At 60.8% G+C, this 26,773-nt stretch carries 20 protein-coding genes; 14 read left to right on the forward strand and 6 right to left on the reverse strand.

Annotated features, from left to right (window positions below; translation table 11 throughout):
• Positions 1-125: 125 nt before the first annotated feature.
• From ACWIKB_RS23605 to ACWIKB_RS23630, 6 genes are all read right to left on the reverse strand, one after another.
• Positions 126-1,607, reverse strand: coding sequence for an efflux transporter outer membrane subunit (locus tag ACWIKB_RS23605; protein WP_475269727.1), 1,482 nt, complete (start codon positions 1,605-1,607; stop codon positions 126-128).
• On the reverse strand, positions 1,604-4,711 hold the full coding sequence (locus ACWIKB_RS23610) for an efflux RND transporter permease subunit (RefSeq protein WP_475269728.1): 3,108 nt from the start codon (positions 4,709-4,711) through the stop codon (positions 1,604-1,606). Before ACWIKB_RS23610 ends, ACWIKB_RS23605 begins: the two co-directional genes overlap by 4 nt.
• Complete coding sequence (locus tag ACWIKB_RS23615; RefSeq protein ID WP_475269729.1) at positions 4,708-7,812, reverse strand: MdtB/MuxB family multidrug efflux RND transporter permease subunit; 3,105 nt, start codon at positions 7,810-7,812, stop codon at positions 4,708-4,710. The genes ACWIKB_RS23610 and ACWIKB_RS23615 overlap by 4 nt, the downstream gene beginning before the upstream one ends.
• Positions 7,809-9,119, reverse strand: coding sequence for an MdtA/MuxA family multidrug efflux RND transporter periplasmic adaptor subunit (locus ACWIKB_RS23620; RefSeq protein WP_475269730.1), 1,311 nt, complete (start codon positions 9,117-9,119; stop codon positions 7,809-7,811). Before ACWIKB_RS23620 ends, ACWIKB_RS23615 begins: the two co-directional genes overlap by 4 nt.
• 177 nt (positions 9,120-9,296) lie before the next feature.
• Complete coding sequence (tpx, locus tag ACWIKB_RS23625; protein ID WP_008030203.1) at positions 9,297-9,797, reverse strand: thiol peroxidase; 501 nt, start codon at positions 9,795-9,797, stop codon at positions 9,297-9,299.
• A 255-nt stretch (positions 9,798-10,052) separates the two neighbouring features.
• On the reverse strand, positions 10,053-10,496 hold the full coding sequence (locus ACWIKB_RS23630; RefSeq protein ID WP_475269731.1) for an SRPBCC family protein: 444 nt from the start codon (positions 10,494-10,496) through the stop codon (positions 10,053-10,055).
• Positions 10,497-10,749: 253 nt separating this feature from the next.
• Here ACWIKB_RS23630 and ACWIKB_RS23635 point away from each other — a divergent pair, with 253 nt between their 5' ends.
• From ACWIKB_RS23635 to ACWIKB_RS23700, 14 genes are all read left to right on the forward strand, one after another.
• The gene (locus ACWIKB_RS23635) at positions 10,750-11,175 is read left to right on the forward strand and encodes a YciI family protein (RefSeq protein ID WP_475269733.1); all 426 of its coding nucleotides are present in this window, start codon (positions 10,750-10,752) and stop codon (positions 11,173-11,175) included.
• Between the two features lie 439 nt (positions 11,176-11,614).
• A complete protein-coding gene (locus tag ACWIKB_RS23640) occupies positions 11,615-12,406 on the forward strand; it encodes a hypothetical protein (RefSeq protein WP_475269734.1) in 792 nt (263 codons plus the stop codon).
• A 10-nt stretch (positions 12,407-12,416) separates the two neighbouring features.
• Entirely contained in the window at positions 12,417-13,886 is a 1,470-nt protein-coding gene (locus ACWIKB_RS23645) for a DUF1254 domain-containing protein (RefSeq protein WP_475269736.1), read from the forward strand.
• 153 nt (positions 13,887-14,039) lie between these two features.
• Positions 14,040-15,446: a DUF1254 domain-containing protein gene (locus ACWIKB_RS23650; protein ID WP_475269737.1), complete on the forward strand. Its 1,407-nt coding sequence runs from the start codon at positions 14,040-14,042 to the stop codon at positions 15,444-15,446.
• A gap of 39 nt (positions 15,447-15,485) precedes the next feature.
• On the forward strand, positions 15,486-16,385 hold the full coding sequence (locus tag ACWIKB_RS23655; RefSeq protein ID WP_475269738.1) for a transporter: 900 nt from the start codon (positions 15,486-15,488) through the stop codon (positions 16,383-16,385).
• Positions 16,386-16,413: 28 nt separating this feature from the next.
• Positions 16,414-17,451, forward strand: coding sequence for a hypothetical protein (locus ACWIKB_RS23660; RefSeq protein WP_475269837.1), 1,038 nt, complete (start codon positions 16,414-16,416; stop codon positions 17,449-17,451).
• Between the two features lie 26 nt (positions 17,452-17,477).
• Positions 17,478-18,458: an AAA family ATPase gene (locus tag ACWIKB_RS23665; RefSeq protein ID WP_475269739.1), complete on the forward strand. Its 981-nt coding sequence runs from the start codon at positions 17,478-17,480 to the stop codon at positions 18,456-18,458.
• Positions 18,455-19,390: a DUF58 domain-containing protein gene (locus ACWIKB_RS23670; protein ID WP_475269741.1), complete on the forward strand. Its 936-nt coding sequence runs from the start codon at positions 18,455-18,457 to the stop codon at positions 19,388-19,390. Before ACWIKB_RS23665 ends, ACWIKB_RS23670 begins: the two co-directional genes overlap by 4 nt.
• On the forward strand, positions 19,387-19,980 hold the full coding sequence (locus ACWIKB_RS23675; RefSeq protein WP_475269742.1) for a DUF4381 domain-containing protein: 594 nt from the start codon (positions 19,387-19,389) through the stop codon (positions 19,978-19,980). The genes ACWIKB_RS23670 and ACWIKB_RS23675 overlap by 4 nt, the downstream gene beginning before the upstream one ends.
• On the forward strand, positions 19,967-20,959 hold the full coding sequence (locus ACWIKB_RS23680; RefSeq protein ID WP_475269744.1) for a vWA domain-containing protein: 993 nt from the start codon (positions 19,967-19,969) through the stop codon (positions 20,957-20,959). Before ACWIKB_RS23675 ends, ACWIKB_RS23680 begins: the two co-directional genes overlap by 14 nt.
• Position 20,960: 1 nt before the next feature.
• Positions 20,961-22,541: a VWA domain-containing protein gene (locus ACWIKB_RS23685; protein ID WP_475269745.1), complete on the forward strand. Its 1,581-nt coding sequence runs from the start codon at positions 20,961-20,963 to the stop codon at positions 22,539-22,541.
• A complete protein-coding gene (locus tag ACWIKB_RS23690; protein ID WP_475269747.1) occupies positions 22,538-23,956 on the forward strand; it encodes a BatD family protein in 1,419 nt (472 codons plus the stop codon). Before ACWIKB_RS23685 ends, ACWIKB_RS23690 begins: the two co-directional genes overlap by 4 nt.
• Complete coding sequence (locus ACWIKB_RS23695; RefSeq protein ID WP_475269748.1) at positions 23,953-24,975, forward strand: HAD family hydrolase; 1,023 nt, start codon at positions 23,953-23,955, stop codon at positions 24,973-24,975. The genes ACWIKB_RS23690 and ACWIKB_RS23695 overlap by 4 nt, the downstream gene beginning before the upstream one ends.
• Before the next feature lie 75 nt (positions 24,976-25,050).
• Entirely contained in the window at positions 25,051-26,640 is a 1,590-nt protein-coding gene (locus ACWIKB_RS23700) for an arylsulfatase (protein WP_054614928.1), read from the forward strand.
• Positions 26,641-26,773: the final 133 nt, after the last annotated feature.

Consider the following 26,773-nt stretch of genomic DNA (forward strand, 5'->3'; position numbering starts at 1 on the left):
ACTTTCCAGTTTCACCGAGTTGCCTGGATTTACGACTGCTACGCAGCCGAACGGGGTGGTGCGGCACTCCGACAAGCCCCCTCGCCACAACATCTCTTCGGCACAACCTTCATTCCAGGGTAGGGTTACTTGTTATCGCTCATCTCAAGCTGCCCATCCCACCCACCGCCCAGCGCCGCAATCAACTGCACACTGGCAATCAACCGGCTCTGCAACACGTTCAATACGCTTTGTTCATTGCTCAACGCCGTGGCTTGAACCACCACCACGTCCAGATAAGCAATCAACCCGGCCTTGTACTGGTTCTCGGTCAGGCGCAAGGAATCCCGGGCGGCGTCCAGCGCTTCCTGGCGAACCGCCGCTTCGTTCTCATACACCTTGAGCTGCACCAGGTAGTTTTCCACCTCGCGGAAACCATCGAGTACGGTCTGGCGGTACTTGGCCACGGTTTCGTCGTAGAGCGCTTCGTTGCGATCAACCTCTGCCGAGCGCGCGCCACCGTCGAACAACGGCAAGTCCAGTTTTGGCCCCACCGACCAGAAGCGGTTCGGCAAGCTGATCAGGTTGCTGGATGTACTGCTGCTGTAGCCGCCACTCAGGCTCAGGCTCAAGTCCGGGTAGTAAGCGGCTTTAGCCACACCGATATTGGCGTTGGCGGCAATCACCGAACGTTCGGCAGAGGCAATGTCCGGCCGGCGTTCGAGCAGTTGCGACGGCAGGCTCAGGGGAATCTGCGGCAGTTTCGGAATGTCCTGGGTTTGCGCCAGGTTGAACTCCGCCGGTGCCTTGCCGATCAGCACAGCAATCGCGTTTTCGAACTGTGCCCGTTGCCAGATCAGGTCCACCAGATTGGCCTGGGTGGTTTTGAGCTGCGTCTGAGCCTGGGCCACCGCATCCCGCCCGGAGACGCCGGCGCGGTACTGGTTCTGGGTCATTTGCAGCGAGCGCTCGTAGGCCACGACCGTTGATTCCAGCAAGCGTTTCTGCTGATCGATGACCCGCAACTGTAAGTAGTTCTGCACCAACTCGGACTGCTGGCTCAGGCGCATGGCGGCCAGATCGGCGAAGCTTGCCTGTGCGCTGGCAGTATCGGCTTCCAGGCCGCGACGCAGCTTGCCCCAGATGTCCGCTTCCCAGCTGACACCCAACTGAGTGGTGTAGGTATTTCGAATACCGCTGGCCGAACTGCTCAGGCTTGAACTGCTGCTGCCGGCACCCTGGCTGGAGCGGGTCTTGCCCGCACTCAGGTCCACCGTGGGGTAAAACGCCGCGCGGGCGCTTTCCACCAAGGCTTGCGACTGACGATACCGGGCGTCGGCCTGGGCCACGGTCTGGTTGGCGCTGTTGAGTTGCTCGATCAGGCCATTGAGCTGGCGGTCGCCGTACAACTCCCACCAGGCACCACGGGCCAGGGAATCGCTCGGACTGGCCTGACGCCAGCCCTCGGCTTCCTTGTACTGCGCCGGCTCGGCGGTGGGCGGACGCTGGTAATCCGGGCCGACGGCGCAGGCGCTGATCAGGGCCATGCACAGCGCCAGGCTCAACAAACGCGAGCCCCGGGCCATGGCGATCGGTGCAGCCAGGGTGATAAGCGAACGGTCAGTCATAGCGGAGTTTCCAGAGCTGCATCGGTACGTACCCCACGCCATTTATTGAAGCGATGGCGCAGTTTGTCGAGATAGAGGTAAACCACCGGGGTGGTGTAGAGGGTCAGCACCTGGCTGAAAATCAGCCCGCCGATGATGGTCAGGCCCAATGGCTGGCGCATTTCCGCCCCTTCGGCACGGCTGAGCAACAGCGGCAGTGCGCCGAGGATCGCCGCCAGCGTGGTCATCAGAATTGGCCGCAGACGTTGCAGACAGGCGCTGCGAATCGAATCCAGCGGACTCATGCCCTGATGCCGCTCCAGCTGCAACGCCAGGTCGATCATCAGAATGGCGTTTTTCTTCACCACGCCGATCAGCAGGAACAGCCCCAGCAGCGAGATCAGGCTGAACTCGCCGCCCAAGGCATAGATCGACAGCAACGCGCCAACCCCGGCCGACGGCAAGGTCGACAGAATAGTCAGCGGGTGAATGTAGCTTTCATACAGCACGCCCAGCACCAGATACACCGCCACCAGCGCGCCGAGAATCATGAACGGCTGGCTCTTTTGGGTCGCGGCGAAGGCGTCGGCGGTGCCGGCCATTTTCACGATCACGTCTTCCGGCATGCCGAGCTTGGCAATCGCCCGCTCGATGGCCGCCGTGCCCTGCTCCACCGTGACGCCTTCGGCCATGTCGAAGGAGATGCTCTCGGAAGCGAACTGGCCTTCGTGGCTGACCCGGTCGTCTTCCAGGCTGTTTTCGTAGTGAGCGATGGTCGACAGCGGAATCCGCGCGCCGGTGGAGGTGATCACCTGCACCTGCTTGAGGGTGATCGGGTCCTGGGCGTATTTCGGGTTGACCTCCATCACCACCTGGTACTGGTTGAGGCTGTCGTAGATCGTCGAAATCTGCCGCTGGCTGTAGGCGTTGTTCAGCACTGCGGTGACCATGTCCATGTCGACACCCAGGCGTTTGGCCTGGTCGCGGTCGACAATCAAGGTCACCTGCTGCGCGCCGCGTCCTTCACGGGCGTCAATCGCGGTTAATTCCGGCAAGGCCCGCAGCGCCGTGACGACTTTCGGGTACCACTCGCGCAACGAGCCCAGGTCGGCGCTTTGCAGGATGTAGGAATACTGCGAAGTAGTTTGCTCACGACCGCCGCCGAATTGCAGGTCCTGGTCCGCCATCAGCATCAGCTGTGCACCGGCGACCTTGGGCATTTCCTTGCGCAGGCGTTCGATAACCTTTTGCGCCGAGATGTTGCGTTCCTTGATCGGCTTCAACCGCACCAGCATGAAGGCATTGTTGGTGCCGTTGGTGCCGCCGATGAAGCCGGCCACGCTTTGCACCGCATCGTCCTTGAGCACCGCACGGCGGAAGATTTCCATCTTCGGCTGCATGACGCTGAATGACAGGCCATCGTCGCCGCGCACAAAACCGATCAACTGGCCGGTGTCCTGCTGCGGCATGAAGGTTTTCGGTACCACCACGTACAGCGCGACGTTGACGCCCACGGTGATGATCAGGCTGAGCAGGGTCAGGCGCCGATGACGCAACACCCAGTCGAGGCTGGTGGCGTACTTGCCGACCATCCATTCGTTGGCGCGCTGACTCCAGCGTTGCAAACGGTTTTCCTGCCCTGGCGTGTGCGGCTTGAGCCAACGGGCGCAGAGCATCGGGGTCAGGGTCAGCGAGACGATCAGCGAGACAACGATGGACGCCGCCAAGGTGATGGAAAACTCGCGGAACAGGCTTTCGATGATCCCGCCCATAAACAGAATCGACAGGAACACTGCCACCAGCGAGACGTTCATCGACAGCAAGGTGAACCCGACTTCCTGGGCACCGAGGTACGCAGCCTTCATCGGCGGCACGCCTTCGTCGATGTGCCGGGAAATGTTCTCCAGCACCACGATGGCATCGTCCACCACCAGACCGGTGGCGAGGATCAGCGCCATCAGCGACAGGTTGTTCAGGGAGAAACCGTAGAGGTACATCACCGCGAAGGTGCCGACCAGTGACACCGGCACCGCCAGCGTCGGAATCAATGAGGCGCGGAAATTACCGAGAAACAGGAACACCACCAGAATCACCAGCGCCACGGCAATCAGCAGGGTCATTTCCGCTTCGTGCAACGTGGCCTTGATCACTGGCGAGCGGTCCATGGCCAGGTTCAGCTTGACGCTGGCCGGCAACACCGCCTGCAACGCCGGCAACTGCGCTTTGATTTCGTTGACCGTTTCGATGATGTTGGCACCGGCCTGCCGGTTGATTACCAGCAACACTGCCGCGTCGTCGTTGAAGAAACCGCTGTTGTAGCGGTCCTCGACGCCATCGCTGACCGAAGCCACATCCTTCAGGCGCAGGGCCGCGCCGTTGTTGTAGTGGATGATCAGCGACTCGTAGTCCTTGGCCTTTTCCAGTTGATCGTTGGCCTGCACTTGCCACAAACGCTGGTCGTCCTCGACCGAGCCTTTCGGCCGGCGCACGTTGGCGTTGGCGATGGTGTTGCGCACGTCATCCAGGGCCACGCCGTACTGGTTCAATGCCTGGGGTTCGAGTTCGATACGCACCGCCGGCAGGGAGCTGCCGCCGATCTGCACTTCGCCCACGCCCTGCACCTGGGACAGGCTCTGGGACAGGATCGTCGAGGCCAAATCGTAGAGTTGGCCTTTCTCCAGCACATCAGAAGTCAGCGATAACACCATGATTGGCGCTTGCGACGGGTTGACCTTCTTGTAGGTCGGCATGCTGCGCATCCCGCTGGGCAGCAGGTTGCGCGAGGCGTTGATCGCCGCTTGCACTTCCCGCGCCGCGCCGTTGATGTCGCGGTCCATGTCGAACTGCAAAATCACCCGGGTCGAACCCTGGCTGGAGCGGCTGCTCATGGTGTTGACCCCGGCGATGGCGCCGAAGGAACGCTCCAGCGGCGTGGCCACGGTCGAGGCCATCACTTCCGGGCTCGCACCGGCCAGACTGGCCTGGACCACGATCACCGGGAAGTCCATCTGCGGCAGCGGCGCCACCGGCAACAGGCCGAAGCTCACGCCGCCCAGCAGCATGATCGCCAGGCTCAGCAGCATGGTGGCGACCGGGCGCTTGATGAAAGGTCCGGACAGGTTCATGGCTGCTCTACCGCTTCCACGGTGTCAGACTTGCGACCCCAGCGCCGACCGAGGCGGTCGAAGTACAGGTAGATCACCGGGGTGGTGAACAAGGTCAGCACCTGGCTCACCAGCAAGCCGCCAACCATCACCAGGCCCAACGGTTGACGCAGTTCTGCGCCGGAACCGGTGGCCAACATTAATGGCACCGCGCCGAACAAGGCGGCCAGGGTAGTCATCAGGATCGGTCGGAACCGCAGCAGCGCCGCTTGATAGATCGCCTGCTCCGGGGCCATGCCCTGGTTGCGTTCAGCGTCGAGGGCGAAGTCGATCATCATGATCGCGTTCTTCTTCACAATGCCGATCAACAGGATGATGCCGATGATCGCGATCATCCCCAGGTCATTGCCGGTTAACAGCAGCGCCAGCAAGGCGCCGACCGCCGCCGAGGGCAAGGTCGAGAGGATGGTGATCGGGTGAATGTAACTCTCGTAGAGCACGCCGAGCACGATGTACATGGTCACCACTGCCGCGAGGATCAGCAGCAAGGTGCTCGACAGCGATGCCTGGAACGCTTCCGCCGCGCCCTGGAACTGGGTCTGCACGCCAATCGGCATGCCGATGTCTTTCTGCACTTGATCGATGACTTCAACCGCATGCCCCAACGCCACGCCGGGCGCCAGGTTGAACGACATCATCACTGCCGGGAACTGGCCGATGTGGGTGATCGCCAATTGCGTCTGCCGTTGCTCGACATGCGCCAGGCTGGACAGGCGCACCTGCCCGCCATCGGTAGTCTTGACGTGAATCTGGTTCAGCGCGTCCGGGCCGATTTTCTCGCCGGACTGCGATTGCAGGACCACGCGATACTGGCTGGCCTGGGTGTAAATGGTGGAAATCTGCCGCTGACCGAAGGCGTCATACAGTGCATCGGTGATGTTCGACACCGACACCCCGACCCGTGACGCCGCATCGCGGTCGATCACCAGGTACACCTGCAAACCCTTGTCCTGCAAATCGCTGGCAACGTCGGTCAGTTCCGGCCGTTGCACCAGGGCTTCCACCAGCCGCCCGCTCCACAGACTGAGCAATTCCGAATCCGGGGACGACATGCTGAATTGGTACTGCGTGCGGCTGACCCGGTCTTCGATGGTCAAGTCCTGCACCGGTTGCATGAACAGGCGGATGCCGACCAGTTTGTCCACTTCCGGTTGCAGACGCGCGATGATCTTGGTGGCGCTGAGGTCCCGCGCACTGTGGGGCTTGAGGTTGATCAACATGCGACCGCTGTTGAGCGTCGAGTTGTCACCGTCCACACCAATGTAGGACGACAGGCTCTCCACCGCCGGGTCGGCGAGGATCACTTTGGCCAGCTCCTGCTGGCGCTCGCTCATGGCGGCAAAGGAAATCGACTGCGGCGCCTCGGAAATGCCCTGGATCACCCCAGTGTCTTGCACCGGAAAGAAGCCCTTGGGCACGACCATATAAAGGAAGACGGTCAGGCCGAGGGTGGCGATGGCCACCAGCAAGGTCAGCGGCTGGTGCTTGAGCACCCACTGCAATTTGCGCCCGTAGGCGGCGATCATCCAGTCGATGGTCGCGCCGCTGGCCCGGTAGAAACGGCCTTGCTCTTCTTCCTTAGGTTCACGCTTGAGCAGCCGCGCGCACATCATTGGTGTCAGGGTCAGGGACACCACCAGGGAAATCAGGATCGCCACCGCCAGGGTGATGGCGAATTCACGGAACAGCCGCCCTACTACGTCGGCCATGAACAGCAGCGGAATCAGCACCGCGATCAGCGACAAAGTCAGGGAAATCAGGGTGAAGCCGATTTGCTTGGCGCCCTTGAGCGCAGCATTTAGAGGACTGTCGCCCTCTTCGATAAACCGGGAAATGTTCTCCAGCATCACGATGGCATCATCCACCACAAAACCGGTGGCGATGGTCAGGGCCATCAGGGTCAGGTTATTGACCGAGAACCCCGCAAGGTACATGACGCCGAAGGTGCCGATCAGCGACAACGGCACCGCAACCGATGGAATGATTGTGGCGCTGGCCCGGCGCAGGAACAGGAACGTGACCATGACCACCAGCGCGATGGCGATCAGCAATTCGTGTTGCACGTCGGTGACCGAGGCGCGGATGGTCTGGGTGCGGTCGGTGAGAACCGTGACTTCAAGACCGGCCGGCAGGTTGTCGGTGATGCTCGGCAGCAAGGCCTTGATCCGGTCGACCACTTCGATGACGTTGGCCCCGGGCTGGCGCTGGATGTTCAACAAAACCGCCTGGTTTTCATTGGCCCACGCCGCCAGCCGTTCGTTTTCGGCACCGTCGACGATCTCGGCCACGTCCTTGAGTCGCAACGGCGCGCCGTTGGCATAAGCGAGGATCAGGTTGGCGTAGTCCTTGGGCGAGGTCAGCTGATCGTTGGCGTCGAGCATCGACACCCGGGTCGGACCGTCGAAGTTGCCCTTGGGCTGGTTGACGTTGGACGCGCCGACCAGGGTGCGCACATCCGACAGGTTCAAGCCATTGGCCGCCAGGGCCTCGGGGTTGACCTTGATCCGCACCGCCTGACGCTGGCCGCCGGCAATGCTGACCATGCCGACGCCGCTGATCTGGGCAATTTTCTGCGCCATGCGCGTATCGACCAAGTCATTGAGTTTGGGCAGCAGCATGGTTTTGGAGGTGATGGCCAGGGTCAGCACCGGGGTGTCCGCCGGGTTGACCTTGTTGTACACCGGCGGCGCCGGCAGGTCCTTGGGCAGCAAATTGGTCGCGGCGTTGATCGCGGCTTGCACCTGCTGTTCGGCGACGTCCATGTTGATGTCGAGGCTGAACCGCAAGGTCAACACCGAGGCGCCGCCCGAGCTGGTGGACGCCATTTGGGTCAGGCCGGGCATTTGCCCGAACTGGCGCTCAAGGGGCGCGGTCACCGCACTGGTCATCACGTCCGGGCTGGCGCCGGGATAGAGCGTCATGACGCGGATGGTCGGGTAATCGACCTGGGGCAGCGCCGACACCGGCAGCAACCGGTAGGCGATGATGCCGGCCAGAATAATGGCCAGCATGCTCAGGGTCGTGGCGACCGGGCGAAGGATGAACAGCCGCGAGATGTTCATGCGCCCTTCTTCACCTTGTCGTTGGCGGTCGCTTCAGTGGTTTTCGCCGCGGATTTACCTTGCAGGTGTTCGGTCGGGGTGGTCGGTACATCCTGACTGTCGTTGACGACTTCCACTTCGCTGCCTTCCTTCAGGCGGTCGGTGCCTTCCAGGACCACACGATCACCGACGGCCAGGCCTTCGGTGATAACGGTGTTATCACCGTCGCTGGCGCCGACTTTCAACTGGCGAATGGTGACTTTCTTGTCCCCGTCCATGGCGTAGACGAAGGTGCCGTTGGTGCCGAACTGAATCGCTGCCGACGGCGCGAGCACTACGCCTTTGAGGGTATCGGCCAGAAGATGCACGTTGACGAACTGATTGGGGAACAGCACTTGATCGCGATTATCGTAGCGCGCCTTGAATTTCAGCGTGCCGGTGGTGACGTCGATCTGGTTGTCCAGGCTTTGCAAGACACCGCTGGCCTGCATTTTCATGTCGCCACGGTCCCAGGCTTCCACCGGCAGTTTGGCGCCGGAGTGGTAACGGGCCAAAACGGTGTCGAGGCTGTTTTCCGGCAAGGTGAAGACGACGCTGATCGGCTGGGTCTGAGTGATGATAGCCAGCGCGGTGGTGTCGTTGGCGGCGACGAGGTTGCCGACGTCCAGTTGACGCAAACCGACGCGCCCGGTAATCGGCGCGCGGATCTTGGTGAATTCGAGATTGAGCTTGGCGTCGTTAACCGCTGCCTGATTGGTCTTGACTGTGCCTAGGTATTGGCCGACCAACGCTTCGGCGGTGTCCAGCGTCTGCTTGGCGATGCTGTCTTCTTTAAACAGACCGCGATAGCGCTCGACATCGACCTGGGCGTTTTTCAGTTGTGCCTGGTTTTGCAGCAAGGTGCCTTCGGCCTGGAGCAAGGCGTTCTGGTAAGGGCGTGGATCAATTTCGGCCAACAAGTCGCCGGCCTTGACCATCTGCCCTTCCTCGAAGGCAATCTTCATCAATTCGCCCGCCACCCGGCTGCGCACATTGATGGTATTCAGCGCCGTGACCGTGCCCAGTGCCTTGTAATACAGCGGGAAGTCACCCTTGACCGCCGGGGCCACCCGCACCGGGATCGGCCCGGTCGCACCGCCGAAGCCTGGACGCATGCCCCCGGCCTTACCCGTATGCCCGGCAACGGCTTTCGGCTTTTCGCCCGCTTTATGGTCAGTACCGGCAGGCCAGAACTTCCAGCACACACCAGCGACGACCAACAGGACAAGCAGGCCGAACAGCCAGCGACGGGGACTACGGGGGGAGGATTGCATTGAATGATCAACCATTGGGCGCGTGGGCTTCTTCTACGGGAGGCTGAACGATAAGCACTGGAGGGCATTAAGCAAAGCGCCTTTACCGGCAATTTACCTTCGGCTTACGTAACAGGAGATTTATCTAAGACACTGAAGCACAAATGAAAACGGCCTAGCGAGTGCCAGGCCGTTAACAATTGTAAAAAGCGCTTACTTCAGAACAGCGAGTGCTGCTTCGTAGTTCGGCTCTTCTGCAATTTCTTTAACCAGTTCGCTGTGCAGCACGTTGTCGTTTTCATCCAGCACTACGACGGCACGGGCAGTCAGGCCTTTGAGCGGGCCGTCAGCAATGGCCACGCCATAGTTTTCGATGAACTCGGCGCCACGCAGGGTCGACAGGTTCTGGACGTTTTCCAGGCCTTCGGCGCCGCAGAAGCGTGCCTGGGCGAACGGCAGGTCAGCGGAGATGCACAGCACGACAGTGTTGGCGACGTCGTTGGCCTGGGCGTTGAACTTGCGAACCGAAGTCGCGCAGGTCGGGGTGTCGACGCTTGGGAAGATGTTCAGCACTTTGCGCTTGCCGGCGAAGCTCGCCAGGGTCACGTCCGACAAATTGCCGGCAACCAGGGAAAAGGCTGGCGCCTTGGAACCGGCTTGTGGCAGTTGGCCGTTGACTTGAACCGGGTTGCCTTTAAGAGTGACTTGAGCCATGAACGGAGTCCTTCTGATGGTGTTGTTGGAAATCTGAAGAGGCCGAAGTTAACCACGAAATTGTCCGACGACCTATGGTCAGATACAAATTGTGAAGTGTCGCTGCAGAAATTGGATACAACTCGCACAAATGACACAAATCTCCTGTGGGAGCGGGCTTGCTCGCGAAGGCGTCCTGTCAGTCAGCATCTCTGTCACTGATACACCGCTTTCGCGAGCAAGCCCGCTCCCACAGTGGACCGCGTGTACATCGCGCTATTTCAGCAACCGCAACATATTGCGATGCCGCGCCTCGAAAATACGTCGCATGTAGCCGTTGACCAGCAACCACTCCAGCGGTGCGCCGCCGATGGCCGAATACGTCACCCGGTCGGTGTATAGCGTACCGCCCTCTCCCGCTGCCACCCGGTGTTCATGACGAAAGGCAGCCATCGGCCCCTTGAGCATTTCGTCGATGAAATGCGTGTCGCTGACCTCGCGAATCACCACCGTCCAGTTCGACGGAATGACGTTGAACATCCAGTGCCGAAAGCGAAACTGGCGACCGGCCTCGATGCGCAGGTTATTGATGTCGATATCGCCCAGCGGCGTGACGCGCTCAGGGAAGATCTTCGGAAAGTTGACACCTTCCAGGCAGAAGTCGAGGACCTGCGCGGGTGTGCGGTCGGGGATCAGCGTTGTGAGTTCAAGGACGGGCATGAATGACGGCATTCCATTGGCCTGAATGCCGGCAGCCTACCACCCGATTCAACACCAACACATCCCCCGTAGGAGCTGCCGAAGGCTGCGATCTTTTGATCTTTTCGTCATCGCCCAGGATCAAAGTCAAAAGATCGCAGCCTTCGGCAGCTCTACATGAGTAAGCCGGCGATCTTTTTTTGCTGCGTTGTCGATTCCGCGAACCACCATTCGACTAAGCAGTGAATCACTCACCTGCAGCGGAGATAAAACCATGCAATTCATGATCATTGTCAAAGCCAGCCCGGACTCCGAGGCCGGCGTCATGCCCACCGAGGAACTGCTGACCGCGATGGGCAACTACAACGAAGAACTGGCCAAGGCCGGCATCCTTCTTTCTTGCGACGGACTGCAACCGAGCAGCAAAGGCGCCCGGGTGCGTTTCTCCGGCGACAAACGCACCGTGATCGACGGCCCGTTTGCCGAAACCAAGGAGTTGATCGCCGGTTATTGGTTGTGGGAAGTGAAGTCGAAAGAAGAAGCCATCGAATGGGTCAAGCGCTGCCCGAACCCTATGCCGGGGACCGAGGCCGAGATCGAAATTCGCCAGGTGTTCTCGGCTGAGGATTTCGGTGCCGAGTTCACGCCTGAGTTGCGCGAGCAGGAAGATCGAGTGCGGGCGCAGGCGAAGAAGCACTGAATATTTGGGCAGGTTTCCAAGAAACCGTATCGCCAATAGAACTCACCATTGTGGGAGCGGGCTTGCTCGCGAAGGCGTCGTGTCAGTCAGCATCTCTGTCAACTGAAACACCGCCTTCGCGAGCAACCCCGCTCCCACAGTGAATCTTCAGCGGGCACAACATTTTGTGCCCATTGCGCCCAAGTAAACCTGCACAAATACTCACTTCCCTCCTCAGCTCCCACCCCCAACCGCCTGATTCGTATTAACTTTTTAGTACACAAAAAAAACGCGAATCCGCCCACAAAACCAAAGAATTAATCCATTCGACTGGATAACTCGTCGTTAGCTGCTAGCGTCAACTGACGTGTCCTACAGGCTTGATAGGAAAGAGACTACGCAGTAAAGGCCAAACATATGGTCGAGTTCGTCCACTGAGCCACCAAGGAACCGGGGAATCATGTCGAAAAATCAGGGAGCGCACGCCTGTTTGCTGGCGGCACTGCTGGCGTCTGCCTTTTGTGCACACGCCGATAACGCCGAGGAAGCCAACAAAAGCAACAACCCGCTGAACCTGGCGCCAGGCGCCAACCTGCAGGATTACTACACCCCCAGACTCTACGACACCAACGTCCACACCAATGACGCGTTGCTGCGCGGCACCTTGCCGGTGGCGCCCAACGATTTCATCGGCGTGCCGCAATTGCTCCGCGCGACGTTGCCGATCAGCACCCGCCCCGACCCGCACAACGGTTACAGCACCGGTATCGGTGACCTGAACCTGTTCGATATTTTCCTGCTCAAGACCGACGGCATCCAGTTGGGCATCGGCCCGCAGATCACCGCGCCCACCGCTGAACAGGATGAGTTGGGCACCGGCAAGTGGCAGGCAGGCCTGGCCGCCATCGCTATCGACTCTTCGCCGCGAGGCCTGTTGGGTGCGCTGGTGCAGTACCAGAGTTCGTTCGCCGGCGACCATGATCGCGCCCATGTCGAAACCGCGACGATGCAGCCCTTCATCATTCATAACCTGGCCAAAGGCTGGTACCTGCGCTCGACCGGCACCTGGACCTTCGACCTGAAGAACGACACCCATTACATCCCCATCGGCTTCGGTGGCGGCAAGGTCTGGAAATCCGGGACCAACATTTTCAACGCCTTCGTCGAACCCCAATGGACCGTGGAACGCAAAGGCGATGGCCTGCCGCAGTTCACGCTGTTCGCCGGGATCAACGTCACTTTCGGTAAATAAGGACATTCTTATGCACATTGCACTGCGTGCCGCCGGGTACAGCATCATGGCGATGTTCGTGAGTTGCGGCGTGGGTGCGCAAGCCCAAGCCCAAGCCCAAGACCTCGACACCCGCATTGGCAAGATAGCCATGGAAGGTGAACTGCCGGCCCATGAGTCCATCGCCAAGCTCTACGCCGAACTGGATTTTCAGCAAGCGACCCAGAGTTATTTATGGGCCTTGCCGTTGGTGTCCTACGCCCAATGGCAAGAGGAGTTTCGCGACAAGCTCGGCGCCCACAGTGGCGACCTGATGGTGCTTAACAGTTACGAAGACAAGCTCGGCGTGATCACTGCCAATGCCACCACACCCTACATCCTCGGCTTCGTCGACCTCAATGAAACCGGGCCGCTGGTGATTGAACTGCCACCGGGCCCGACGGCGGGCGGCGTTGGCGATTTTTGGCAACGGGCGATCATCGACATGGGCCAGACCGGCCCGGACAAAGGCAAGGGTGGCAAGTATCTGGTACTGCCACCAGGCGCCGAACCACCGGCCGACGCCGGCAAGTACTACCTGGCCAAGTCGGAAACGATGAACGTGCTGGTGGGCTTTCGCGTGCTCGACCCGGACCCGGCCAAGGGCAAGGCGCTGGTAGAACAATTCAAGATGTACCCCTACGCCAAGCGCGCCGAACCGAGCAAGACCAAACTGCTGTCCCCCGGCGGCAAGGCCTGGTCCGGCACCCAGCCGCGTGGCCTGGCGTACTGGGAGCGCTTGCATCAGATCATCCAGAAAGAACCGGTCAACGAGCGCGACCGTTTCTACATGGCGATGCTCGCCAGCCTGGGCATCGAAAAAGGCAAGCCATTCAATCCCAACGACAAGCAGCGCGCGGCGTTGGAACAAGGCGCGCAGGTCGGTGAACTAATCGCCAAGGCCAACGCCTTCGCCAAGCGTTTCCCCGATGCGCAGTACTGGAAGGATCGGCAGTGGGACACCGTGTTGAACATCGCCGAGCCGTCCCAGCGCGTCGCCTACTACGACCAGTTGTGGGAACGCAGCGCCTGGTTCTACGAAGCGGTCACCAACACCAAAGGCATGGTGTCGAAAACCCCGGGCCTGGGCCAGACCTACCTTGGCGCGTATACCGACGCCAAGGGCAACTGGCTCGATGGCGGCAAGAGTTATCGGCTGCACGTGGGTGCCAACCCGCCGGCCAAGCAGTTCTGGTCGATGACCGTGTACGACATCGACAGCCGTTGCCTGATCGACAACCCGCAGCGCAAGGCGGATCTGTCTTCCCGCCAGGACCTGAAAAAGAACGCCGACGGCTCGGTGGACCTGTACTTCGGCCCGACTGCGCCCAAGGGGTTCGAAAACAACTGGGTGCAAACGGTGCCGGGCAAGCACTGGTTCAGCTACTTCCGCTTGTATGCGCCGACCGAGGCCTATTTCGACAAGAGCTGGAAACTTGATGACATTGCGGTGGTGGAGTGACCACTAATGCGGGACATCACCCAACAACCTGTGGGAGCGGGCTTGCTCGCGAAAGCGGTGGTTCAGTCAACACTGCCTTTTAATGTGCCGGCCTCTTCGCGAGCAAGCCCGCTCCCACAGGAATTGTGCAGCATTCAATACAAAGGACACCTTATGCGTATTAAGAAAGCCCCCCGCCTGATGCTCGCCAGCCTCTCACTCCTGCTGAGTTGCAGCGCCTGGGCCGACTTCACTGCCACCCCGGAAGAAGCCCGGGGCATCGCCAAGGAAGCCTACTTGTACGGTTTCCCGGTGGTGGAGATGTACAAGACCCTCTACACCCAGGCCGTGGACAAGGCCGGGACGAACTTCAAGGCGCCGTTCAACAAGATCGGCAACACCGCCAAGGTCTTCACCCCGGCGGACACCGCTTTCGTCACCCCCAATTCCGACACGCCCTACTCTTTCGTGTGGATGGACCTGCGCGCCGAACCGGTGGTGCTGACCCTGCCGCCGATTGCGGAAAACCGTTACTACTCGGTGCAGTTGATCGACCTCTACACGCAGAATTTCGCTTACCTGGGCACCCGCAGCACCGGCAACAAGGGCGGCACGTACATGATTGCCGGCCCGGACTGGCAGGGCCAGCAACCGGTGAACATCGATAGGCTGGTGCGCAGCGAAAGCAATATCGCCTACGCGTTGTATCGCACCCAGCTGTTCGACAGTGCCGACCTGGCCAAGGTCAAGCTGATCCAGAACGCCTACAAGGTGCAGACCTTGAGCCAATACCTCAAGCAACCGGCACCGATCGCTGCGCCGAAGGTCGATTGGCCGAAACCCACCGCTGACATGAGCGATACCCCCGACCTGTTCCGCTACCTGAATTTCATGCTCGCTTTCGCCCCGCCCCAGGACGTGGAAAAAGACCTGCTGGCACGCTTTGCAAAGATCGGCATCGTCGGCGGCCAGCCGTTCAAACTCACCACCTTCACCGCTGAGCAACGCAAGGCGCTGGAGGATGGTATCGCCGATGCCAAAGCTGAATTCGCCCAGTTCAAGAAGGACAAGATCGACACGCACCAGGTCACCAGCGGTGACTTTTTCGGCACCCGCGACCACCTGAACGGCAACTACCTGTACCGCTATGTTGGCGCCAATATCGGCATCTTCGGCAACTCCGCCGAAGAGGCGAACTACATCGGCTACTTCGTCGACAACCAGGGCAAACCGGTCAACGGAGCGCGTCACAGCTACACCCTGCACTTCAACAAAGACGAACTGCCGCCAGCCGACGCCTTCTGGTCGCTGACCATGTACGACGGCAAGACCAAGTTGCTGGTGGCCAACCACATGAAGCGCTACCTGATCAATTCGCGGATGTTGCCCAAGCTCAAGCGCGACGCCGACGGTGGCCTGACCCTGTACGTGCAACATTCGGAGCCAGTGGGCGACAAGAAAAGCAACTGGCTGCCAGCCCCTCACGGGCCGTTTTATGCCGTGCTGCGGATCTACCTGCCGAAGCCGGAAATGGTCAGCGGCCAGTGGCAGATCCCGTTGCTGACGCCGATTGGCCAGTAAGCCGTAACCCGTCATACAGAACTTTGCAGGAGCACAAGCATGCGTTTAAACACATCAAGGATGACGGCACTGACGTTGGCCATGACCCCACTGCTGAGCCAGGCCGATAACGCCCGGGACTGGCAGAACCTGCCGACCGACCTGAACATGGTGTTCGGCTATTACAACCGCATCAACACCAACACGCCCATCGACACCGCGCTGCCGATTGATGGCCTGTCCCTCGACGCCGACCTGTACATCGCCCGTTACGCGCGCTCGTTTGCGGTGGACGGGCGCAACAGCGCGATCCAGATCCTGCAACCCTACGCCGACATTTCCGCCTCGTTCGATAACGCGCAGTTTTTCGACGGCACCAAGCACAACGGCGGCATGGCCGACACCCAGTTTGTGCTGGTGCACAACCTGTTCGGCGGCCCGGCGCTGACCAAGGAACAATTCGCCAACTGGACCCCGGAAACCTTCCTCACTGGCGCCTTGTGGATCACCGCGCCGACCGGTGATTACGACAAGGACCGGATCATCAACATCGGTTCCAATCGCTGGGCGTTCAAACCGGAAATCGCCTTCGGCACGCCCATCGGTCCGACCTGGCTTGAGTTCAACACCTACGTGTCGATGTATGGCGACAACAACGACTATCACGGTGACGGCAAGCTCGAGCAAAAGCCGCTCTACGCCATCGAAACCCACTACAGCTACACCATCAACCGTGCGTTATGGGCTTCCCTCGACGCCACCTACAACCGGGGCGGCGAAACCAAAATCAACGGTGACTGGCAGGACAACAAACAGGAAAACGGCCTGTTCGGCGCCAGTGTCGGTTTCATGCTGTCGCCGCAATTCGGCGGGCTGATCGCCTACTCGGACACGGTGTCGGAGCGTACCGGTTCGCCGGACGTGAACACCTGGACCTTGCGCCTGCAATACGCCTGGTAACGGAGGCTGATCGATGATCACGGCATGGATGCGCACCCACCTGACCCTCTGCGGGGCAATGCTCAGCGGCATGGCCTGCGCCGCCGGCAACTTGCCGGTCCTCGGCAGCACACCCGCGCAACCGGCCGGCAAGGGCGATCCGGAAACCTGTCATCGATTGCAGCAAGACTTCGACATCGACCTGAAAAAAGTCGTGGCCGCCGGCTGCGATCCGTCCACCGAGCAGATCGCCAAGTTAATGGACAACCCCGTGGGCAACCTGGTGTTGCTGTTCAACCAATACGACTACACCGCGCTTAAAGGTCCGCACAGCAACGGCACGCGGATGCTCGGCAAATACAGCTTTATGCCGACCTTCCCGATTTCCCTCGGTGAAGACTGGAACCTGATCAACCGCTTGCCCATCAGTTACGTCAGCGCTCCGGTCAATCGCAAGGCCGGCAACCTGATCGGCATGGGCCCGAATGAGTTGCTGCATGACCGGGGCGACTTCACCTCAGTGGTGCAGGACCCGTTCGACCGCACCAACGGTTTCGGCGACCTGGCGTATGTCGGGGTGTTCTCGCCCAAGGAGCCGATCCGCTTCGCCGGGGGCGGCAAAATGGTCTGGGGCTTCGGCCCGACCGCGATGTTCCCCACCGCCGAATACGACGTGCTCGGCACCGGCAAATACTCCCTTGGCCCGGCGTTCGTCGCCGCTTATCTGGGCGAAGACTGGACCCTCGGCCTGTTCCCGCAACACTGGTGGTCGGTGGCTGGCGACAGTAAGCGCAAGGACGTGAGCCTGACCAACATCCAGTATTTCATCCAGCGCAACATCCCTGGCCCGGAGCAATGGCGGGTCGGCATGACGCCGAACATCACGGTCAACTGGAAGGCCGAAGGCGGCAACAAGGTCACCTTCCCTATCGGTATCGGCGCCGGGCGAATCTTCAACTTCGGCAAGTTGCCGGTGCGGATTTCCGGGGAGATTCAGTACTCGGCGATTCACCCGGAAGACTTGATCAGTAGCCGCTGGAATTTCCGTTTGTCCTTCATCCCGGTCATTCCGACCTTTATGTTTTGAGCCTGCATTTGAGAAAGGGAATGCCCATGACCACACTCAACGATCTCAACGCCCTGCAAGCCAGCATCGCCGAATCCGTACTCGGCCAGGATCAGGTGATCCGGCAGATTCTGCTCGGTCTGTTGGCTAACGGCCATTTACTGCTGGAAAGCCTGCCCGGCCTGGCCAAGACCCGCACGGTCAAGGCCCTGGCCAAACACCTGGACGCGAAGATGAGTCGTATCCAGTTCACCCCGGATTTGCTGCCGTCGGACATCACCGGTGCCGAGGTGCTGCACCAGGTCGAAGGCAAGAATGAAATCCGCTTCCAGCCCGGGCCGTTGTTCGGCAACTTGATCCTGGCCGATGAAATCAACCGCGCCCCGGCCAAGGTCCAGGCCGCGTTGCTCGAAGCCATGGAAGAACGGCAGATCACCGTGGCCGGCAACAGCCATGTGCTGCCGGAACTGTTTATCGTGGTGGCAACCCAGAACCCCATCGAGCAAGAAGGTACGTACCCGCTGCCGGAAGCGCAGATGGACCGCTTCCTGATGAAAGTGCTGCTGGATTACCCGAGCGCGGAAAACGAAAGCCAGGTGCTGCGGTTGTTGCGCGAAGAAGAGTTCGCCTTGGGCGCAAAAACCGCCGCAGTGCCAGGTTTCGCGCTGTCCCAGGACGTGATTTTTGCCGCACGCCGTGAGGTCAGCGGCATTCACGTATCCCCGGCCATCGACACGTATTTGATCGACCTGATCAACGCTACACGCCACCCGGCAGACTACGACGCCGACCTCGGACGCTGGATCGCTATCGGCGCCAGCCCACGGGGCGGGATTGGTCTGGACCGTTGCGCCCGCGCCGACGCCTGGTTGCAGGGGCAGGATTTTGTCTCGCCGGATAACGTGCGCGCCGTGGTGCATCCGGTGTTACGTCATCGCCTGCAACTGAGTTACGACGCGGTGGCCGACGGAGTGACGGCGGATCAAGTGCTCGACCGTTTGCTCGACAAAGTGGCGATTCCTGCATGAACGTTGACGGTCTGGTCTATGTCTCTCTGGCGCAGTTGATGGCGCTGGAGTTCAAGGCCCGTGACCTGAGTTTCCTCGCGCGCCAGCCTCAGGGCAGCATTCTCGCCGGCAACCATGCCTCGCGCTTGCGTGGCCGTGGCTTGAATTTCGATGAGCTGCGCCGCTATCAGCCGGGGGACGACTTGCGGCACCTGGATTGGCGCGCGTCCTTGCGCACCGGCAAACCGGTGGTGCGCACCTTCACCGAAGAGCGCGACCGCCCGGCGTTGATTCTGGTGGATCAGCGCATGTCGATGTTCTTTGGCTCGCAGCGCAGCTTCAAGTCAGCCATCGCTGCCGAGCTTGGCGCACTGGCGGCGTGGATGACCTTCAATGCCGGCGACCGGGTCGGCGGCCTGGTGTTCAACGACCAGCGCATCGACAGCATCGCCCCGCTGCGCAGCCGCAAACGGCTCGAAGCGTTGTGCAGCCGCATCGCGCAGCAGAACCAGGAACTCAACGCCGGTAATCCGGACGCCGAAGATGAAGACCAGCTCGACAAGGTCTTGCAGCATTGCCTGGCGGTGGCCGGGCACGATCACTTGATCTGCATCGTCAGCGACTTTGCCGGGGCCGGCGAACGTACTTTGAAGTTGATGCGGCAACTGGCGGCGCACAACGATGTGATTGCCATGCAGGTCTACGACCCGTTGGCCCTGAACCTGCCGAAGAACGGCCGATTGCTGGTGACCCAGGGCCAGTTGCAAGTGGAACTGGCGGTGGAACAACGGCGCGTGCATGAGCCGTTAGTGGATTTCCTCAGCGGTCGGCTCAAGGACGTCGCTACCTTGCTGCGCCGCAGCCAGGTGCCGCTGATGATGTTCAGCACCGCCACCGATGCCCAGGAACAATTGAGGGTTGAATTGGGCAAGCTCAGTGGTGGTCGGCGGTGAACCCGAACATCCCGAGCATCGAACAACTCAAGGAGTTGAGCCTGCCCGCGCCGGTCAGTTATGCGCCGCAGACGTGGGGCTGGTGGGTGCTGTTGGCGCTGCTGCTGCTCGCGGTGGTGCTGATGAGTGCGCGCAAGGTCTGGCAGTGGCGGCGGGATCGGTACCGGCGGGAGGCGTTGGTGCGGTTGGCGGAGTTGCAGCGGCGCAGTGATGATTTGAGTGCGTTGCGCGAATTGCCAGAACTACTCAAGCGAGTGGCGCTGTCGATGCCATCCAAAACATGGAATACACCCCCTGTGGGAGCGGGCTTGCTCGCGAAGGCGTCGGGTCAGTCGACATCAATGTTGAATGTAAAGGCCTCTTCGCGAGCAAGCCCGCACCCACCGGGGGTTGGCGCATTGGGCGGTGAAGAGTGGCAAGCCTTTCTGGAGGCGCATAGCGCGAAGCCTTTACCCGCAGATTTCAGTCAACACCTCGCCCAACTGGCCTACGCTCCGGACGCCACCCTGCGCGCCCTGCCCGCCGAACACCGCCAACAGCTGTTCGACACCTGCAAACTCTGGGTGGAGCATCATCATGTGGCAGCTTGATTACCCTTGGCTGTTACTGCTGCTGCCGTTGCCGTGGTTCGGTTATCGCTACCTGCCCGCGTATCGCGAGGCCCGCAGCGCGGTGCGCGTGCCGTTTTTCAGTGCGATGAGCCGCGCGGTCGGCCAGGCGCCGAGTGCACCGGGCAGCCGCAGTAATGTTTGGCAGTTGCTGCTAAATCTGCTGGTCTGGGCCTTGTTGCTGATGGCAGCGGCGCGGCCGGTCTACGTGGAAAAACCCATCGAACGTCAGCAACCAGTACGCGACCTGATGCTGGCCATCGATATTTCCCAATCCATGGAAACCAGCGATTTCACCGGCGCCAACGGCCAGAAGATCAATCGCCTCGCGGCCGTCAAACAAGTGGTCCATGGCTTTATCGACAAGCGTAAAGAGGATCGCCTGGGCCTGATCGTGTTCGGCAGCGGCGCCTATCCGCAGGCGCCACTGACCCTCGATCACGCCAGCCTGTCGCTGTTGCTCGACGACACCGGCATCGGCATGGCCGGCCCCAACACCGCCATCGGCGATGCGATTGGTTTGAGCCTGAAACTGCTGGACCAGGCCCACGAAGAAGAGAAAGTGCTGATCCTGCTCACCGACGGCAACGACACCAGTAGCGCCATTACCCCGGACCACGCGGCGGCCATGGCGGCGGCCAAAGGCGTGGTGATTCACACCATCGGCATCGGCGACCCGACCGCCGAAGGCGAGGCCAAGGTCAACCTGCAAGGCTTGCAGCAAATCGCCGAGGCCACGGGCGGTAAATTCTTCCGTGCCGAAGACCGCACGGCACTGGATCAGGTCTACAGCACCCTCGACAAACTGACCCCGCATCAGGTGAAAACCCTCAGTCATCAGCCCAAACGGGATCTGTTCTGGTGGCCGCTGGGCGCCGCCATCGGCTTGCTTGCGCTCTATCACCTGGGCGCCCTGCTGCGTCCGCGCCTGTCGATTGCCCGCCAGCGGCAGGAGGCCTGAGATGGAGATCAACCTCAGCGACTTCCACTTTCTGCGCCCACTCTGGTTATTGCTGGCGCTGTTCGGTGCACTGCTGCCGCTGCTGTGGCGCCGTAGTCACAACCTGCAACGACGCTTGCGCGGCAATATCGCCGAGCACTTGCTGCCTCACCTGTTGATCACGCCACAGGATCAACAGCGCCTGCGCCCGGTGCATCTGGTCTGCGCCCTGCTGATCCTCGGCGCCCTCGCTGCTGCGGGGCCGACGTGGGAACAGGATCGCCCGGACTTCCTGGAAAACCGCGCGCCGCTGATCATCGCCATCGACCTGTCGCCGTCGATGGACGCCAGTGACGTGCCACCGAGTCGTCTCGAAGCGGCGAAACACAAACTCCACGACCTGATCCAGCGTCGTGCCGGTGCTCGCAGCGGTTTGATCGCCTATGCCGGCAGCGCACACCTGGTGTTGCCGCCCACCGACGACCCGGCGTTGCTCGACACCTTTATCCAGGCCTTGAGCACCGACCTGATCGCCAAATCCGGGAAAGACGTTGGCGCGGTAATCGAGCAAGCCAAACGTCTGCTGGTCGCCGAGAAAACCCCAGGCACCTTGTTGTTGATCACCGATGGTGCCGACACCACCCAACTGAGTGGCCTCGACAAACAACTCGATAACAGCCAGTTGCAAGTGCTGATCCTCGCCGTGGGCAGTGAAGACGGCGGGATCATCCACGACGCCAACGGCCAGCCACGCACCGACAGCAACGGTCGCCCGGTGCTGGGCAGTTTCGATCAGGCCGGGCTCAAGCAACTGGCCTCGGCACTCGATGCGCCGCTGGGCAGCCTGACCCTGAATAACGATGATCTGGACTGGGTTGAGTTGCACGCCCAGCAGCATTTCCAGAGTGCCAGTGATGAACAACGTGAACTGCACTGGAAAGACGCCGGTTACTGGCTGTGCTGGCCGTTGCTGCTGATCGCGCTCTTCAGCGTGCGCAAGGGCTGGAGCCTGAACTGGATGGCCGGTGTGTTATTGGCCTTGGGCATTGGCCTGCAACCGACCACGGCGGAAGCCAACGCCCTGACCGACGCGTTTTTCACCAGGGATCAGCAGGGTCGCTGGGCCTTCGAGCATGAGCATCTGCCTCAGGCCGCAGCGCTGTTTGTCGACCCGTACTGGAAAGGCATCGCCGCTTATCACGCGGCCGATTACGACCTGGCGCTGGCAAGTTTTGCGCGACTGGAAACACCCCAGGCGTATTTCTATCTGGGCAATATTTACGTGAAGCGCTTCAAGTTCGATCAGGCGATTGCGGCGTATACCCAGGCGTTGAAATTGCAACCGCAGTTCCCGGAAGCCACGGCCAACCTGGCGCTGGCCATTGCCTTGCAGAAAGACACCGACAGCGCCGAACAGAACGCACCGGAGACCAAGCCGGACGAAATCAAGATGGACAAGGCACCGGGCAAGGGCCAGAGCAAAGCGGTGCAGACCGAGCAGGCGGCGTCGGATGAGGTGTGGTTGCAGAACCTGAGCACCTCGCCGGCGAAGTTCTTGAAGCAGAAGTTCAGTTTGCAGGATCAGGTGGGGGGTAAACCATGATCCTTTTGGACCGCGTCGTGGCCTTCGCGAGCAAGCCCGCTCCCACAGGGGATTTGCAGCGCACACAGGTCCAGTGTGGGAGCGGGCTTGCTCGCGAAGAGGCTCGCCCAGTCACCACAAAACTCTGCACCCTGCTGCTCTGCCTGATCAGCACCCACACCCTGGCCGCCGAACTCCAGATCCAGTCCCGCCTGCAACCCACCGATTCAATCATGGTCGGCAGTCTCGTCGAACTGCAACTCGACGTCCTCACCGACACCTGGTTCACCGACGCCCCGACCCTGCCCGACCTCAAGCTCAACGGCGCACTGGTGATGCCGCCCAACGGCCACGCCCAGCACCTGAACCAGACCATCGACGGCAAGCCTTTCAGCGGCATGCGCTACAGCTACCTGATCACGCCGAACCTGGCCCAGGGCTTCGACATCCCGGCGTTGACCGTACACGCTACACCCGCGCAAGCCAGCGCAGAATTGAGCGCCCAGAGCCAGCCGCTGCACTTCAGCGCCGCGCAACCGCCAGGGTTCAGCGCCGGTGAAGCGGTACTGGTGGCCAGCGGATTGCGTTTCACGCAAAAAACCGTCAACTCAGCGACACCCTTGAAGGTCGGCGACAGCCTCACTCGGCAACTGACGCTGCAAGCCGACGGTGCCCTGGCGATGGCGCTGCCGGTGCCGACATTGGCCGAGGTCCCTGGCCTCAGTCGCTATCCGAAAGCCCCGCAGGTTAGCGCCGTGGACGACGGTCGCGGCAACTTCAATGGCGGGCAGCGCATCGATACCGTGACTTACCGGATCGACACCGAGGGCAGCCACACCCTGCCCGCCATCGAAGTGAAATGGTGGGACAGCGCCAGCCAGCAGACTCGCACGGCTCAAGTGCCGGCCATTACGTTTGAAGCGACGGCCAACAGCGCTTATCGCCCGGTGTTCTCCATTAGCGAAGACCTGAAGAAACTCGGCCAGCAAAGCCGTATTCACCTCTCTGGACATTGGCTGGGCTGGCTGGCAATCCTCGTGATTGTCGCCCTGCTCGGCTACTTCGCCCGTCCGCTCATCCATCGCGCCTGGTTCGGTTTGCAGGCCCGGCGCCAAGCCCGGCACGCCGCATGGCTGCAATCCGCTGACTGCGCCTGGCAGCAGATTCCGGCACAAATCGAAGGTCGGCCAGCGCAACTGAGCGCCCTGTACCTGTGGGTCAAGCGCCGTGGCAAAGGCCTGAAACTGACCAACCTCGGCCCACGCCTGCAAACACTGCTACGCGCCTGTTACGGCCGTGCACCGACCAAAGATCAGGCGCTGAGCCAATTCAAGCAATCCTTGGCTACGCTGCATAGTCAGGCCGAGCATCACCAGGCCCCGGCGCCTCCCGCGTTACGGCCACTCAACCCCGTCCACGAGAAGGATTTTCCATGACGAACCCGCTATCGATCCGCCACCGCTACGGGCTGACCCTGCTGCTGACCTTGGCCCTGCCGCTGCTGGCCCAAGCCAACGAACCGCTGCCCTCGTGGAACGATGGCCCGGCGAAAAAGAGCATCATCGAATTCGTCCAGGCCGTCACCGACCAGAGCAGCAAGGACTTCGTCAAACCCGCCGAACGCATCGCCGTGTTCGACAACGACGGCACCCTGTGGAGCGAGCAACCGGCGTATTTCGAGTTGCTGTTCGCCTTCGACGAGGTCAAGCGCACCGCGCCGCAACACCCGGAATGGAAGACCACCCAGCCATTCAAAGCGGTGCTGGAAAATGATCACAAGGCGTTGGCCGCCGCGGGCATGGACGGCATTCTGAAGATCTTCGGCGCCACCCACACCGGCATGACCACCGAGGCCTTCGATGACTACGCCAAGACCTGGCTGAGTCAGGCCAAACATCCGAAAACCGGCAAGCCCTACACCGAGATGATCTTCCAGCCGATGCTGGAAATGCTCGACTACCTGCGCAGCCAGAACTTCAAGACCTACATCGTGTCCGGCGGCGACACCGCGTTCATGCGCGCCTTTGCCGAGAAGGTCTACGGCATCCCGCCGGAGCAAGTGATCGGCACTACGTTCGTCACTGCCTACCAGCTCAAGGACGGCCAGCCATCAATCCTGCGCACCGCCAAACTGGCGCACAACGACGACGGCCCGGGCAAACCCGAGACCATCGACGCAGTGATTGGCCGCCGTCCGATCCTGGCCTTCGGCAACTCCGACGGCGATCTGCAAATGCTGCAGTGGACCGCCGCCGGCAGCGGCAAACGCTTCATGGGCCTGGTGCATCACACCGACGCTAAACGCGAGTGGGCCTACGACCGCCAATCCCCGGTCGGCAAGCTGGACAAGGCCCTCGACGAAGCAAAATCCCGTGGCTGGACTATCGTGGACATGGCCGCCGAATGGCGCAAAGTCTATCCCTTCGAGTCCGCCACACCTGAGCAAGTGCAATAACAAAAGCGTTACGCAGGACCGCAAAAAACGTATGTCGCCTTGAGGCGACGCAAGTGAGCAAAAGGAGCAAGTCAGATGACTCGCATACGCAAGTGGCTACCGAAACTCGCCCTGGTGGCAGCCTCGGTCATGGCGATTTCGGCAACTGCCGGGGCCGCTGAAAAACCCAACATTCTCGTGATCTTCGGCGACGACATCGGCCAGACCAACATCAGCGCCTATTCCATGGGCGTGGTCGGGTACAAGACTCCGAACATCGACCGCATTGCCAAGGAAGGCATGATGTTCACCGACTACTACGCGGAGAACAGCTGCACCGCAGGACGGTCATCCTTCATCACCGGCCAGACGCCGCTGCGTACCGGCCTGTCGAAAGTCGGCATTCCGGGCGCCCCGGTCGGCTTGCAAAAACGTGATATCACTATCGCCCAGGCGCTTAAAGGCCTCGGCTATTCCACTGGCCAGTTCGGCAAGAACCACCTGGGCGACCGGGATGAATACCTGCCGACCAATCACGGTTTCGACGAGTTCTTCGGCAACCTGTACCACCTCAACGCCGAAGAAGAACCTGAACGCCCGTACTGGCCCAAGGACGACCCTGATTTCGTCAAGGCCAACACCCCGCGCGGCGTGATCCACAGCTTCGCCGATGGCAAGATCGAAGACACCGGCGCGCTGACCACCAAACGCATGGAAACCATCGACGACGAAACCACCGCCGCCGCGCAAGCGTTCATCGAGAAACAGGCCAAGGCGGATAAGCCGTTCTTTGTCTGGATGAACACCACGCGCATGCACGTGTTCACCCACGTACGCGATTCAATGAAGGGTCAGAGCGGCATGCCCGGCAACGAATACGCGGACGGCATGCTGGAGCACGACGGCGACGTCGGCAAACTGCTGCAAACCCTCGACGACCTGAAAATCGCCGACAACACCATCGTCGTCTACACCACCGACAACGGCCCGAACCAGTTCTCCTGGCCGGATGCGGCGACCACGCCGTTCCGCAACGAGAAGAACTCCAACTGGGAAGGCGCTTATCGGGTGCCGGCGATTATCCGTTGGCCGGGCAAGATCAAGGCCGGCGAAGTGTCGAACGAGATGTTCTCGGGCATGGACTGGTTCCCGACGTTGCTCGCGGCGGCAGGCGATAACCAGGTGAAAGACAAACTGCTTAAAGGCTGGGCGCCAACCTCCGGCGGCACCAACTTCAAGGTTCACCTCGACGGCTTCAACCAACTGCCCTACCTGACCGGCCAACAGCCTAAGGGTGAGCGTAAGGAGTTCTACTACTTCAACGATGACGGCGTGCTGGTTTCCATGCGTTTCGACAACTGGAAAGTGGTGTTCTGCGAACAACGCGAACCGGGTGGCTTCAAGGTCTGGAGCGAACCGTTCGTGTGCCTGCGGGTGCCGAAAATCCTCAACTTGAGGATGGACCCGTATGAACGCGCCGACGTGGTTTCCGATCAGTATTACGATTGGCAAACCAAAAACGTCTACCTGGCGGCTGTCGCGGTGGGCAAGGCTGCAGCGTTCCTGCAGACCTTCATCGAATATCCACCGAGCCAGAAACCGGCGAGCTTCAGCATTGACCAGATCCGTGCTGCGGTCGATGCGAAGATTGCAGAGAAAATGAAAGCGGCACCGGCTGCACAGTAAGACGCTTGACCGCCGCTCGCCCTCGCCGGCGGGCGGCCTTATTTTTGGCTTGTGACCGCGTTGGCCCCTTCGCGAGCAAGCCCGCTCCCACATTTGGAATGCATTCCCCTGTGGGAGCGGGCTTGCTCGCGAA

The sequence above is a fragment of the Pseudomonas sp. 5Vm1k genome, from assembly GCF_056161485.1.

What these genes read in the sequence shown, in the direction of transcription:
- ACWIKB_RS23605 (WP_475269727.1), bottom strand. Translation starts at nt 1,607, where the DNA reads ATGACTGACCGTTCGCTTATCACCCTGGCTGCACCGATCGCCATGGCC.
- ACWIKB_RS23610 (WP_475269728.1), bottom strand. Translation starts at nt 4,711, where the DNA reads ATGAACCTGTCCGGACCTTTCATCAAGCGCCCGGTCGCCACCATGCTG.
- ACWIKB_RS23615 (WP_475269729.1), bottom strand. Translation starts at nt 7,812, where the DNA reads ATGAACATCTCGCGGCTGTTCATCCTTCGCCCGGTCGCCACGACCCTG.
- ACWIKB_RS23620 (WP_475269730.1), bottom strand. Translation starts at nt 9,119, where the DNA reads ATGGTTGATCATTCAATGCAATCCTCCCCCCGTAGTCCCCGTCGCTGG.
- tpx (WP_008030203.1), bottom strand. Translation starts at nt 9,797, where the DNA reads ATGGCTCAAGTCACTCTTAAAGGCAACCCGGTTCAAGTCAACGGCCAA.
- ACWIKB_RS23630 (WP_475269731.1), bottom strand. Translation starts at nt 10,496, where the DNA reads ATGCCCGTCCTTGAACTCACAACGCTGATCCCCGACCGCACACCCGCG.
- ACWIKB_RS23635 (WP_475269733.1), top strand. Translation starts at nt 10,750, where the DNA reads ATGCAATTCATGATCATTGTCAAAGCCAGCCCGGACTCCGAGGCCGGC.
- ACWIKB_RS23640 (WP_475269734.1), top strand. Translation starts at nt 11,615, where the DNA reads ATGTCGAAAAATCAGGGAGCGCACGCCTGTTTGCTGGCGGCACTGCTG.
- ACWIKB_RS23645 (WP_475269736.1), top strand. Translation starts at nt 12,417, where the DNA reads ATGCACATTGCACTGCGTGCCGCCGGGTACAGCATCATGGCGATGTTC.
- ACWIKB_RS23650 (WP_475269737.1), top strand. Translation starts at nt 14,040, where the DNA reads ATGCGTATTAAGAAAGCCCCCCGCCTGATGCTCGCCAGCCTCTCACTC.
- ACWIKB_RS23655 (WP_475269738.1), top strand. Translation starts at nt 15,486, where the DNA reads ATGCGTTTAAACACATCAAGGATGACGGCACTGACGTTGGCCATGACC.
- ACWIKB_RS23660 (WP_475269837.1), top strand. Translation starts at nt 16,414, where the DNA reads ATGCGCACCCACCTGACCCTCTGCGGGGCAATGCTCAGCGGCATGGCC.
- ACWIKB_RS23665 (WP_475269739.1), top strand. Translation starts at nt 17,478, where the DNA reads ATGACCACACTCAACGATCTCAACGCCCTGCAAGCCAGCATCGCCGAA.
- ACWIKB_RS23670 (WP_475269741.1), top strand. Translation starts at nt 18,455, where the DNA reads ATGAACGTTGACGGTCTGGTCTATGTCTCTCTGGCGCAGTTGATGGCG.
- ACWIKB_RS23680 (WP_475269744.1), top strand. Translation starts at nt 19,967, where the DNA reads ATGTGGCAGCTTGATTACCCTTGGCTGTTACTGCTGCTGCCGTTGCCG.
- ACWIKB_RS23685 (WP_475269745.1), top strand. Translation starts at nt 20,961, where the DNA reads ATGGAGATCAACCTCAGCGACTTCCACTTTCTGCGCCCACTCTGGTTA.
- ACWIKB_RS23690 (WP_475269747.1), top strand. Translation starts at nt 22,538, where the DNA reads ATGATCCTTTTGGACCGCGTCGTGGCCTTCGCGAGCAAGCCCGCTCCC.
- ACWIKB_RS23695 (WP_475269748.1), top strand. Translation starts at nt 23,953, where the DNA reads ATGACGAACCCGCTATCGATCCGCCACCGCTACGGGCTGACCCTGCTG.
- ACWIKB_RS23700 (WP_054614928.1), top strand. Translation starts at nt 25,051, where the DNA reads ATGACTCGCATACGCAAGTGGCTACCGAAACTCGCCCTGGTGGCAGCC.